Annotated in this window: 9 protein-coding genes; 2 read left to right on the forward strand and 7 right to left on the reverse strand. The window is 42.1% G+C overall.

Annotated elements, in window-relative coordinates:
* Positions 1–116 precede the first annotated feature (116 nt).
* The 5 genes from smpB to KME09_12040 all read right to left on the reverse strand — a co-directional run bounded on the left by smpB (position 117) and on the right by KME09_12040 (position 4617).
* Positions 117–584 (reverse strand): SsrA-binding protein SmpB, encoded by a 468-nt coding sequence (smpB, locus tag KME09_12020; protein MBW4534652.1) that lies wholly within the window; start codon positions 582–584, stop codon positions 117–119.
* 490 nt (positions 585–1074) lie between these two features.
* Positions 1075–1443, reverse strand: coding sequence for a cell division topological specificity factor MinE (gene minE / locus KME09_12025; GenBank protein MBW4534653.1), 369 nt, complete (start codon positions 1441–1443; stop codon positions 1075–1077).
* 87 nt (positions 1444–1530) lie between these two features.
* On the reverse strand, positions 1531–2328 hold the full coding sequence (gene minD, locus KME09_12030; protein MBW4534654.1) for a septum site-determining protein MinD: 798 nt from the start codon (positions 2326–2328) through the stop codon (positions 1531–1533).
* A 30-nt stretch (positions 2329–2358) separates the two neighbouring features.
* On the reverse strand, positions 2359–3192 hold the full coding sequence (gene minC, locus KME09_12035) for a septum site-determining protein MinC (protein MBW4534655.1): 834 nt from the start codon (positions 3190–3192) through the stop codon (positions 2359–2361).
* 99 nt (positions 3193–3291) lie between these two features.
* The gene (locus KME09_12040; GenBank protein MBW4534656.1) at positions 3292–4617 is read right to left on the reverse strand and encodes a four-carbon acid sugar kinase family protein; all 1326 of its coding nucleotides are present in this window, start codon (positions 4615–4617) and stop codon (positions 3292–3294) included.
* Positions 4618–4844: 227 nt separating this feature from the next.
* Between KME09_12040 and KME09_12045 the strand changes: the two genes are divergently transcribed.
* Positions 4845–7187, forward strand: coding sequence for a DUF4101 domain-containing protein (locus KME09_12045; GenBank protein ID MBW4534657.1), 2343 nt, complete (start codon positions 4845–4847; stop codon positions 7185–7187).
* Between the two features lie 152 nt (positions 7188–7339).
* Positions 7340–8107: a serine O-acetyltransferase gene (cysE, locus tag KME09_12050; protein MBW4534658.1), complete on the forward strand. Its 768-nt coding sequence runs from the start codon at positions 7340–7342 to the stop codon at positions 8105–8107.
* A 103-nt stretch (positions 8108–8210) separates the two neighbouring features.
* Here the strand turns inward: cysE and KME09_12055 are convergent, their stop codons facing one another.
* Positions 8211–9605 (reverse strand): TldD/PmbA family protein, encoded by a 1395-nt coding sequence (locus tag KME09_12055; protein MBW4534659.1) that lies wholly within the window; start codon positions 9603–9605, stop codon positions 8211–8213.
* Between the two features lie 137 nt (positions 9606–9742).
* Positions 9743–12466 carry a UPF0182 family protein gene (locus KME09_12060; protein ID MBW4534660.1) on the reverse strand — a complete coding sequence of 908 codons (2724 nt, stop codon included), beginning with the start codon at positions 12464–12466 and terminating at the stop codon, positions 9743–9745.
* Positions 12467–12583 lie beyond the last annotated feature (117 nt).

A 12583-nucleotide genomic window follows, 5' to 3' on the forward strand; every position in this document is an offset into this window, starting at 1 on the left:
AGTAGGGAAGTAGGGAAGTAGGGAGAGAATTATGATTATTGCCCCAAGTCCCCAATTCCCCAATTCCCCAAGTCTCAAACAACAATCGCTAAACAAACAGCATTAATACAAGAGGCTTATTCTCGCTTCATTGCTCTTGCCATATCGCGTTGATCGTCACGTTTTTTAGAAGCTTCCCGCTTATCGTGAAGTTTCTTGCCCTTACCCAAACCAATTCCAACTTTAACTCTGCCTCCTTTAAAATACATTTTTAGAGGAACAAGAGTTAAACCTTTTTGTTCTGTCTGTCCAATCAGTTTGTTAATTTCTTTACGGTGTAGCAACAATTTACGAATTCTTAGAGGCTCATGATTAAAATGACTGCCTCCTGCTTCGTAGGGCGAAATATGCACGTTGCTTAACCAAGCTTCGCCATTTTTAATAAAGGCATAGCCATCTCTAAGGTTGACTTTGCCTGCGCGAATTGATTTAACTTCTGTGCCGAATAATTCAATTCCTGCTTCGTAGGTTTCTTGTATTTCGTAAAGATAACGAGCCTGACGATTATCGCTAACTATCTTAACGCCTGCTGTTTGTTCCGCCATTCTAATATTTTGCAGCTTGCTGAGGATCTATTAGTATATCATTTGACTTTTATTTGGTGGGGACAAAAGAATGATCGAGTTAAAAATCAAGACGCTATAGCAGTCCTATTTGATTCATGAAACTACATTGATTGGTTTTTAGGTAGTAGGTAGTAGATAGTAAAAATTTTTCATTTCATTTAGGATTGCTATATCAAAAAAATTCGCCCCATCAACCTTAATCACTTAAGGGTAAATCAGAGCGAACTGAATCTATTGTTTAACTATCAAGTTATTCACTAGACTATATTGCTAATTGTTTAAGGGAAACATATATTTAGTAAATTCAGCAAATTTAAAGTGACCAAATATAAGTATTAATAATAATTTTCAACATTGTTGTAGCCACTAAATCCTTTGAGAATTACTGGCTATCTAGCTAGATATTACTAGACAAAATCTAACTCATGTTGATCGAGCAGAAGGTAAATTAACAATTTACTGTAAACTCTTATTGAGTTTTGGGTTTAGCCTCAGCTTCTTGATCGATTTCGACAACATCTAGATACTGTAAATCTAGGGATTTATTTTCTTTGAGCCGCTCTGTAAGCTCACCCATACGTTTAATTTGACGAATTGGTAAATTAGCCGTCAAAGAAGTCATGCGTTGATCGTTAGAAAGAGAAAATTCCATTTCATCGCGATCTACTTCAACATAGCGTGCTACTACGTCGAGGATTTCTTCTCGCATAGCTTCCATCATATCGGGATTAATGCTGGCGCGATCGTGAGCAATAATTAGTTTTAAACGACTTTTAGCGTGACTTCGACTATTGGTATTATTATTCCAGGGAAAAATCATTTCCAGCAACCTTCTAATCATGTTTAACATGGTCTACATTGGACGAACAGACTCAAGCAGCGTTGTTCACGGAAGTATTGGCAAAATTCAACTAAGTTATGTTGATTAACCACCAAACATCCGACGCAAACGAGTCAAAAGATTACCTTGATTTGCCATTAAGTCCAAAAAGGGTACTTTTTCGCCTTCTAAACGACGAGCAATATTAAGATATGCTTGAGCAGGAAGAGAATCATACTCTCCTAAGACTAAAGGTTCTCCCTTATTAGTCGCGACAATTACTTTCTCATCATCAGGGACAACACCAATTAACGGCACGCCTAATAATTCAAGTACGTCTTCGACGCTCATCATTTTATTTTCCTCAATCATCCAGGGTTTAACTCGATTAACGATTAGGTTAATTTTGTTGACCCCTTCCGCTTCCAATAAGCCGATTACACGATCTGCATCCCTTACGGCTGCCACCTCTGGAGTTGTAACAATTAAGGCTTCTTCAGCAGCAGAAATGGCGTTACGAAAACCCAATTCAATACCTGCGGGACAATCGATTAAAATATAATCGTAGCCTTTAGCCAAGGCAGTGGCGATCTTCTTCATCTGTTCAGGTTGAACTGACTCTTTATTACGATTTTGCGCTGCCGGAAGCAACACTAAGCCTTTAAGGCGCTTATCTTTGACCAGAGCTTGTGCCAGACGACACTCTCCAGCTAAAACGTCGATCGCAGTATAGACAACTCTCTCTTCTAAGCCTAATAACAGGTCTAGATTTCTGAGTCCAAAGTCAGCATCTATCAAAGCAACAGAACGGTTCTGTTTAGCAATCGCAGCTCCTAAATTAGATGTGGTGGTGGTTTTACCCACTCCTCCTTTGCCTGAAGTAACAACAATTATACGACTCATATTGCTTGTTTACGATTTGTGTAGCTGTAATTATTTTGCTTGATTTTGATCGATCCATGCCTTGCTTGGCGACGAGAAAATATAGCGTTTGGTAAACTCGGAAATTTTCGCCAAACGAATTCCCTCTGTAGTCATGAAGGCTAACTCTGGGGATAAACGCCTAGGTCTTAACTTAGGCGCTCTAGCAACAGCGTCAGCAATCCGCAACTGGGTAAATTCCATTTGTAGTGCCGTAATTCGACATTGAGAATTCCCTTGCGCTCCTGCGTGAGCAATACCCCGCAAACGACCCCACACCAAAATGTCTCCTGCGGCGATCGCTTTTCCACCTGGATTGAGATCGCCGAAAATGATAATAGTTCCTGGATGGCGTATTTCTACTCCAGAACGAACGGTACTTTGTAAATACAGCGGATCTGCTAAGGTAGAAAGTTCTTCTGAGTCACTCGCTGGTTTAATCAAAGGTTGAGCAACAGCTTGTTGCTGTACGGAATAACCGCTAGTCGCTGCTGCCACTGCCGTTTGTCGCCGATTAGTGCTGACTGTCAAAAGTGATAGTTTTACATCATTAAGAGTTTCCGCAATAGTTTGTAATTGTCTGGCATCAAGCAGCCGATCTTGAGCAACTAAACACACATTTGTCCCTACTTGCCAAGATTGCTCCTTGGTTTGTAACAGATGTTTTAGCTCTTGCCAAGTCTCTGACCAAGGTAAATCAGCACTAAGTTCTGCTTGACTGGGTAGTACCAGTAACATTTGTTCGTCATCGTGCTTCAAATAAATTTGAGAATAGCGATTGACGAGAGGAGACGAATCAGTCAGATCGTCATTTTTATCCAGGGAGATAGTAGGCTCGAAAGTCATGCAACCATCCTGATCATCCGTATATCTACGTATGTCTACTGTCTAAGTATTTCTGTTTTCACGCTTCACATACTAACGTAAGTTTCTGTCAATGAAAGATTACGAAATTGTTAAGCGTTGCCAAACAGCGACTAAACTATTTTGCTCGCCGACATTACCTGGAAATAAAACCACTGGTAAATTGGGAAACTGAGGATGATTCGGTGCGGTACGAATGACGGAACAACCTGGGAGAATCTGTCCTAAAAGTCGGGCTTGAGTTAAGTTTAGACCAACGCTGAGAACATCATTTGAGGTGATACCCCCTTTGCTAATTAAAAAACTCAGGTCGGATGGTAAACCTTGAACCACTTCCATCAATAAAGCAGAAACGGCCACGCCAAACTGTAATCTTTGTTGTATATCGTCAAAACTTAATTCTGCCCTACTGGTATAAACTACAGGAGTTTTGCTTTGAGCAAAGACCTCTTCAATAGTCGCAAAAATTGACTCCAGAATCGCCTGTTTGGTTTGCGGACGCTCGCGTAAAGCCACGACATCAACTTCAATTCCTACCACCTGCTCTTGTTTGAGTAACTGATTGAGCTGTTGGGTGGTTTTCTGTACATGAGAACCCACTAAAACTACTCCAGGTTGCTCCGTCGGTCGGTAGCGTGCCATATTTTCGGCGGCAATTGGCTGTTCTCCCAACTGTGCCAAAGAAGTCAACAAGCTAGCAGCGGAGCGAAAGAGAAAGCGTTTGCCCTGAGCAGTCGCCTGTAAAATTGCCGTCGCTAGTAAATCAAAGTCCTCTTGACATTCGCCATCAACCACCACACACTGATTATCCTTAAGCTCCAATAAGCGAGACTGAATTTTACCTGTACGAATATTAGACAAAGAAAATTTAACTACTTGCTCTGGGGTAATCTGACCCTGAGTTTTTTCCGCAACGTAGTCGGGAAGATAGCTATGACTATAGCTAAACACTGAATCGCGAGCGAATTCTGTCTCGGCGACAGGAGTTTTAACCCCATCAATGAGTAGATAGTGAGTTTGATCGACGGTAATCCTGCCTCCTTCAAAAAAAGCTGGAGTCAAAAAATGAGCGTCAAAACCACCCAATTCTTGGGCAATGACATCAGTTTCAACGGGATAATGTCCGCGTAGGGTAGAATCGGAGCGACTTACCACCAAAAAGTCTTTAGTTTCTGTGTTGGCGATCGCAATTTTGAGATTGTGGCAGATTTCTTGGGTAGTGGCGATCGCTTGTTCGGGATTCATTGCTCTGGTGTTACTCAGGATAAAGAAAATCGGCGCGCTATCCTGTAAACCTTGCATCAGAGTATCTATATCCCACTGCATTAGTAATAGGCAACTATGTACTGTTTGAGAGCCTGTGGGGTCATCGTCAATCACAATGATTTTTGGCTGTGTTTTATTCATATTTTTTTAGCAAAGTTTACAGATGTCTGTATTTTCTCAAATAAATCTGTTTATTTTATGTGGTTTAAACAAAGTTGAGTTAGAATGCTGGCAAAAAGCGCAACATGGGATTTTCGAGTGTACCAGATTGTCGAAATCCCGATGAAAGAGTTCGGCTAAGAACTTTCTATTCTTACACTTACTTGTCACTTACCAGGACGTAAAGCCGTCCAGAGGAATCTATTATCGTGCGAATCCCCCTCGACTATTACCGTATTCTCAGTGTTCCTGTCAAAGCTACTTTGGCACAGTTAGAGCAGGCTTGTAATGATCGTCTTTTACAGAAGCCTCGTCGTGAATATAGCGAAGAGGCAGTGGAAGCTCGTCAGCAATTAATTCAATACTCGTATCAGGTGTTGTCCAATTCGGATCAAAGAGCTAGTTACGATGCGCAGTTTTTGCTAAATATGCAGCCTCTAGCAACTCCAGAATTAATCGAGAAGAGTGAATCAGTAGCTGAGACTAAAACGGCAGGTGTAGCGGAGGAGGTAACACAAGAAAGTATTGATCGAGCCAACCCGATGATTGAAATTTCGGCAACCCAGATTGTTGGGGCTTTATTAATTTTGCAAGAATTGGGGGAGTATGAAACAGTTCTCAAGCTGGGGATAGATGAATTTAACAGTCGAGAAATAAAACAGCGGAAACAGCAACCAGAAAATGAGCTGGCTCTCGACACAACTCAAGAAGATTTAATTCTGGTTTTGACTTTGGCCTATATGGAGTTAGGTAGGGAGCAGTGGCATCGTCGGGAATATGAAAATGCAGCACTGTCGGGTGCATTAGGCATCGATCTGCTCCAGCAAAAGAGTTTGTTTCCTCACTTGCAGGTAGAGTTAGAACAAGATTTAGCTAAACTTCGACCCTACCGAGTTTTAGAATTAATTTCGCGCAATCCCGCCCAGTCGCCTGCTAGGACAGAAGGGTTTAAATTATTGCAGTCTATGTTGCTCCAGCGTCAGGGGATTGAGGGTAAAGGAGAAGATCGCTCTGGTCTAAACTTCGATCAGTTTTTATGTTTTATACAGCAGTTGAGAACATATCTTACTTCCGCCGAACAACAAGAACTGTTTGATAGTGAGAGTCAGGAAAAATCAGCGATCGCTAATTATTTGGCAGTTTATGCCCTGTTGGGACGAGGATTTGCTCTTAAACAACCAGAATTGGTGTTGCGCGCCCAGAGAAAATTAGATTATCTGAGTGAAAAACAAGATGTTAGCTGGGAACAGGCGATCGCCGCTTTGTTGTTAGGACATGCAGAAAAAGCAATTTATAAATTAGAAAATTCTCCCGATCCCAGTCAACTTGAGCAGGTGCAACAACATGCTTTGGATAGTTCTGACTTGTTACCAGGATTGTGCTTTTATGGTGAACAGTGGCTATTACAAGATGTCCTGGGTCAATTTAGCGATTTATTAGCTACCGAACTGACCCTTAAAGAATATTTTGCCGATCGAGAAGTACAAGCTTATCTAGAACAATTAGCACCACCCACCATCGCCGAAACTACAGGCGAGCAATCAGCTTCGCAAGCAGCAGGGCAAAACAGTAAGGATCGAGCTGAAAAGGCAAATTTAAACATTATGTCTTTATGGCGTAATATGTTCTCGAAAGAGAAATCAACCGTCGGTGCGTCCCGTGTTGCTTTTGCCCAAAAAGAGATGGCAGGAGCTAACAGCAGTGAGTATAAGGGTTCGTCTACTGCCACTATTGAACGCGATCGAGTTACTACCGCCTCAGAAGTGAAGCCTCTGTCTCAATCCACCCCTATTTCAGTTCAAAATACTCATCATCAATCTAGCCCCAGAAAATCTCTTTCATTACCTCTAGAGACAGAAAGCACTAGAGCTGTACCAGAATCTGTCATCCGCAAGGCACAGACAAAAGCCAGGAAGAAAAAAGCTGGTAAGAAGAAGAAAAAACGCAGCCCTGAGACAATTTGGCGAGGCTGGCTATTTATAATCGGCTTGATTTTAGGCATCGGCACGATTGGCTATTGCGGGATGAAGCTTTTTCTATCTTCACCAACCAAAACAGCTAGTGAGGCGGAGTTGGCGATCGCTCTTAATCAAGCTTCGGTAGAAATTCCCCCGCAGAAGGCCAAGCCCAAACCTGTAACAGTCGAACCTAAGCCCGAATTAACTTTGACTCAGCAATCCCAACAGACAATTGAAGATTGGTTAAATAGTAAAGCTGCTGCGTTTGGTAAGGAACATCAAATTGACCAGTTAAACACTATCTTGGCAGAACCTCTCTTAACTACTTGGCGGGCAAGCGCTAAACTATATCAAGCAGAAAACAGCTATAGAGAGTATCAACATGCGATCGTCATGCGATCGGCAAAAGTAGACCCGAACGATCAAAATAAGGCAACGGTAGAAGCAGAAGTAAAAGAAATCGCCAAACACTACCAATCGGGTCAGCTAGATAATGCTCAATCCTATGACGATAACTTATTAGTGCGTTATCAGTTAATTCGTCAAGGAGAAAAATGGCTGATTCAACAGGCAGAAGTTTTAAAAACGCTCTAATTAAAGTAGGAGTCACAAATTAGTCAAAAATTAACTAAACACAACTTATATTTGGTGTGATATTACTCCAAATTATAGATCTCACAAATGCCCTGAAAAAGATAAAATAGTTTCGTCCATCTTAAACATTAATCAATAAGGGATAATAAAGGATGCTTTCCTCACTAGTCGCTGACTTTCGCATCATTTTTGAACGCGACCCCGCAGCCCGCAACTGGCTTGAGGTGATAGTTTGTTATCCAGGTCTACAGGCCCTATCTTTACATCGTATTGCCCATTGGCTTTATCAAATTGGCATTCCTTTTTTTCCGCGCTTCATTTCTCATTTAGCACGTTTTTTCACAGGCATTGAAATTCACCCAGGGGCGCAAATTGGTCAAGGGGTATTTATCGACCATGGCATGGGAGTGGTGATTGGTGAAACTGCAATTATTGGTGACTACTGCTTAATCTATCAGGGAGTTACTTTAGGCGGAACAGGAAAAGAAACGGGAAAACGTCATCCTACCTTGGGGGAAAACGTGGTACTTGGCGGTGGGGCAAAAGTTTTAGGTAATATTCAGATTGGTAATGATGTGCGTATTGGTGCAGGTTCGGTAGTGTTGCGAGACGTGCCTTCCAACTGTACGGTAGTTGGTATACCTGGTAGAGTAATTTATCGTTCAGGAGTCAAGGTAGATCCTTTAGAACATGGCAATCTACCCGATTCAGAAGCAGCGGTAATTCGTACTTTAGTCGATCGCATTGAGTCTTTAGAACAAGAAGTAAAACAGCTAAGACAGTCTCAATCGGCAAGCAAATTCTTAGTCGCCGCAGTATTATCTGAGTCTGGAGATCAGGATCGGTGTCATCAAGTAGAAGATAGCTGTTTATTACGAGACAAAGAGATTCGAGAGTTTTTAGGTGAAGAGTTACTATAGGAAGTAGGAAATAGGAAATAGGAAGTAGGGAGCTAATTATGATTATTGCCCCAAGTCCCTAAGTCCCCAACTCTCAAACAATATCAATCGTTAAAAAATTGTTTTATCTGCCACCAACTACGACGTTTCTGATCCGAATATGAGGCCCGCCAACGCTCACTGGTAAAGGCATTTGTCCTCCTTTACCGCAACCACCATTGGTATATAAAGTGTCGCTACTAATTGCATCTATATCCTGGAGAGTTTGAAAGACATTACCTGATAAAGTTACATCGCTGACTGGTTCAGCAATTTTGCCATCACGGATCATGTAGCCTTCGGCTGCTGCAAAGGTAAACATTTCGCCATTGGTTTGTCCCCCCAGCATTCTGACGGCATAAACCCCTTCTTCAATCCCTGCAAACATTTCTTCTAGGGGAGTATCTCCAGGCTCGATCGCCGTATTAGTCATCCTGACAATGGGAGGATAGTTAGCCCGAATTGCTCTAGCATTGCCTGTAGGTGCTTCAGTCATCTTGCCTGCTGTCTCACGGGAGTGTAATCTTTCAGTTAAGACACCGTTTTTAATTAAATACTTGCGTTGTCCTGGGACTCCTTCGTCATCGTACTTCATCGATCCAGGCAAATTTTCCATCGTGGCATCATCAACCACATTTAACTGTTTAATGCCCATCGGTTTACCCAAAGTTAGTAATTCCTGCATTTTGGGGTTTTCATAGACAAAATCCGCCTCAGATAGATGTCCAAAAGCCTCGTGAATAAACACCCCAGAGAGATAAGGATCGAGAATTACCGTATATTGACCACCTTTAACAGATTTCGCTTCCAACTGTCTGACTGCTCTTTCGGCTGCCCCTTTAACCCGATCTTCAATGCCTACTAAAGCATCAAAATCATTACGCGAATGAACCGATTCAAAACCCTGACGGACAATTCCGTCTTCTCCTTTAGCGATCGCCGCAAACCGTCCGTTGATATCTAGTCTTTCTTGGACAATACAGCTACCAGTAGAGTTAATAAAAGTTTTAGTCGCAAAGCGATCGCCAATACTTGCCATGGTGGTTTGAATGCGCGGGTCAAAATTGAGCAAGATCTCGTTATAGGCTTCTAATAGTTCACGCTTATCTTTGAGAGACACTGTACGCGGATCGCGTTTAATTTCTTCTGGCACATAATCTTCAATCGGTTCAACTGTGGCTAGCTGCGTCTCTTCCTTCCCGACTAACTTGGCTTGGGAAATTGCCTCTTCGATTCTGGTGTTAAGCTCTTGTAAGCCATTGAAAGTAACAAAACTCCAACCACCCTTATGACAGGCGCGAATGCCTCCCCCCAGAGAAAAACTACGATCTACGGAGTCTAACTGTTTACCGCGAAAAGAAAGCCCTGTAGATTCGCTCTGCTCAACCCGAATTTCGAGGTAGTCTACTTGGTCTTTGTATGTGGCGATCGCACTTTTTAACTGTTCTGTGGTTGCTGTTGTTGATATAGTTGTAGTCATTTTGTCTAGTTTTTTTCTGGTTTAAACGTTAGATAGATTAGTTTTTAATTTTGAGTTCTTAATTTGATGGACGCTAAATATATCTTAAAGAATAATTGCTTGAGTAACTTCTCTTTTAGCTATGGGCGAGGGAAACGCTAATTTAATTCACGCAAAATATCTTGCAACTGCTGTTGATAACGACCATAGTTTACCCAGTCTCCTTTTTGCAAAGCCTCTTGCGCTTGCTGATAGATCTGTAATGCCGATTCTCCAGAGGTAGAATCAATTGCTGGAATATTGGAGTCGATTAATCCAGGGGGAACTCGATCGAATACCTGAGCTAAGGATTGCTCTAGGCTGGGAGTCATGACTATTTCTTTGTCATAAGCCACGATCACGCGAGTAAGTTCGGGCAATTCTCCCTGTTCGGCGCTTAAATAGAGGGGTTGGACATACAGCAAAGAACCGTCAAGGGGAATCACTAGGATGTCACCGCGAATTACCCTTGAACCTCGTTGACTCCAAAGAGTTATTTGTTCGGCTATTTCTGGATCTTGATCGATTCTGGCTTCGATTTGAAATGGGCCATAAACTAGCTCTTGTTTGGGAAATTCATAGAGGCTTAGTTTGCCGTAATTGTTACCGTCTGAACGAGCAGCCATCCAGGCTATCATGTTATCGCGATTAACGGGAGTAAAGGGCAGAATCAAGACAAATTCGCCGACGTTTGACCCTGGCAGCTTCATAATTAAATAATCGGGTTCAACCTGTTGCTGTCGATCGCCTTCAAGTTCAGTAGCAAATCGCCAATCGTCTTCGCGGTTGTAGAATACTTGAGGATCTTCTACGTGATAGCTTAAGTACATTTTGGCTTGAATTTCAAATAAATCTTGGGGGTAGCGAAAGTGAGCCTGAATTGCTGGCGGAATGCTGGCGGTACTTTGAAACAATTGAGGAAACATCTTGCGGTAAGTTGCTAAAATCGGCTCGTTTTCATCCACTACATAGAACTGCATTGTGCCATCCTTGGCATCTATTACCACTTTGACGGGGTTACGAATATAGTTAGTCCGCTGATCGGTAATTAATTCGGTTTCTTGTTCGTGTGCCACAGCTTCAGCATAGGGATAGCGATCGCTGGTAGTATAGGCATCAATAATCCATTTTAGTCTGCCGTCAACCACTACTAAATAGGGATCGTTGTCGTATTTGAGAAAAGGCGCAGCATGATGCACGCGATCGCTAACTTGCCGATAGTAATGGATGCGGGAATTGGGGGTAAAGTAGTTAGAAATCAAAATTTTCAGGCTACCCTGTTCATAGGCATAGGCTAATCTGCGCCACCAGTTGTTTAAAGGGACTCCTCCTAAGCCATCGTATTTGGTAAAAGCGTTTTCATCACCACGTGGATAGTCGAACTCATAGGTATCCATCCCTGTGTAAACATAGTCTGTGGTTAACTCACCGTAATAAATTCCTGGTTCTGTAATCTTTAAGTCGGTTTGGGATACGGGGGGAATATTTTTGACAAACAGTACGGGTAAACCATCGGCTGTTACCTCGTTTACAGGATTCATGACTAGGCCATAGCCATGAGTATATTTAAGTCTTTGATTGACCCAAGTTTTTGCCGAGGAGGGGACTTGAGTATAGTCGAATTCTCTGGCAGACAGCATTACCTGACGATAATCACCGTTGAGGGTATAGCGATCGACATCAATATCATTAAACCGATAGTAAAAGCGGATTTCTTGTAGCTGTCGATAAGTACTCAACAGTGGCAGCTCATCCCAAAGACGAATGTTGTCGATCGTAGCTTTATTTTCGGTTAAGACATCGGCATTAGCATTGGCTGAGGAAGCCAGTTGATAGTCTTGATTATTGATTTTGGCTAAATCGTAAGCCTGTCGCGTAAACTTAATGTTGTGTTTAATATAGGGAGTTTCTTTAGTTAGCTCGTTGGGTTCGACGATAAAACGCTGCTGCAACACGGGATAAGTTCCATTGACTAGCACCAGAATTAAGGCATAAACGCCAATGCCATAAACAGGACGCAGCAAACTATTTGACCAGGTAGCAACAATTAGCCAGATTCCCAGCAAGATGGAAGCGAAAATCATCACCCAGAAGGCAAAAAGACGAGCATGGGTATCGGTATAGTCTGCCCCCCAAACTACTCCCTGAGAAGAATAGAGCAGTTCGTAACGTTCCAACCAAAAATCTACGGCAATATCGAGAGCGATCGCCGCTAGTAGCAAACTAAGGTGGACTTTTATGGGTTTGGTAATGAATTTTTGCCATTGCTGTTCAATTACTAGACTTTTCCACTGCCAATCAAAACGCAAAATACCTTTAAAGACATACACTAAGACTGACAAAACTAATCCAGCAATTAAAAGAGTTAGCCACCAATTTTCGATGCTATCTAATAAAGGTAACTGAAAGATATAAAAGCCCAAATCTTGTTGATAAATCGGGTCAATTTGTTTGAACTCAGTGGCGTTAATAAATCGCGGAAATAATTCCCAGGCTGCTGCACTCAGATTAGCTACGTTTAGAGCAGTGAAAAAAATGATTATAGCGATGAGATAATTGGCAATTTTATGGGTATATGGCTCAAATTCGCTCGATTCGAGAAAGCGAAAACGGCGATCGCCCGTCAGACGCAACGCTAACCAGTAGTTAAGACCCAAAAAAGCACCATAGAGCGCAAATGTAGCCAGCCAAATGCTCACCTGCCAAGTAATTCGCTGCCAAAAAACCGTCGTCAACCCCACTGTCTCAAACCACCAAGACTCAGTCAGAAGATGCACTACTGAGGAGACCAAAGTTAAACTGGCGATCGTGACGATCAGCAGATAAGTTATTGTTTTTTGCATGAGTTGCCTGGGAATAAAAACTAGCTTCTAAAGAAAGCTGAGATTATGATGCTACTCTTCAGTATCATAGCTTTTTGGCTAGTTCAGCACTATATTTGTTGATAATTATTTTAAATA

The organism is Pleurocapsa minor HA4230-MV1 (assembly GCA_019359095.1).
Taxonomy (GTDB): Bacteria; Cyanobacteriota; Cyanobacteriia; order Cyanobacteriales; family Xenococcaceae; genus Waterburya; species Waterburya minor.

Excerpts from the sequence above, each read along its gene's own strand:
- minD (MBW4534654.1), bottom strand. The coding sequence starts at position 2,328 with ATGAGTCGTATAATTGTTGTTACTTCAGGCAAAGGAGGAGTGGGTAAA.
- cysE (MBW4534658.1), top strand. The coding sequence starts at position 7,340 with ATGCTTTCCTCACTAGTCGCTGACTTTCGCATCATTTTTGAACGCGAC.
- minC (MBW4534655.1), bottom strand. The coding sequence starts at position 3,192 with ATGACTTTCGAGCCTACTATCTCCCTGGATAAAAATGACGATCTGACT.
- KME09_12040 (MBW4534656.1), bottom strand. The coding sequence starts at position 4,617 with ATGAATAAAACACAGCCAAAAATCATTGTGATTGACGATGACCCCACA.
- KME09_12060 (MBW4534660.1), bottom strand. The coding sequence starts at position 12,466 with ATGCAAAAAACAATAACTTATCTGCTGATCGTCACGATCGCCAGTTTA.
- KME09_12055 (MBW4534659.1), bottom strand. The coding sequence starts at position 9,605 with ATGACTACAACTATATCAACAACAGCAACCACAGAACAGTTAAAAAGT.
- smpB (MBW4534652.1), bottom strand. The coding sequence starts at position 584 with ATGGCGGAACAAACAGCAGGCGTTAAGATAGTTAGCGATAATCGTCAG.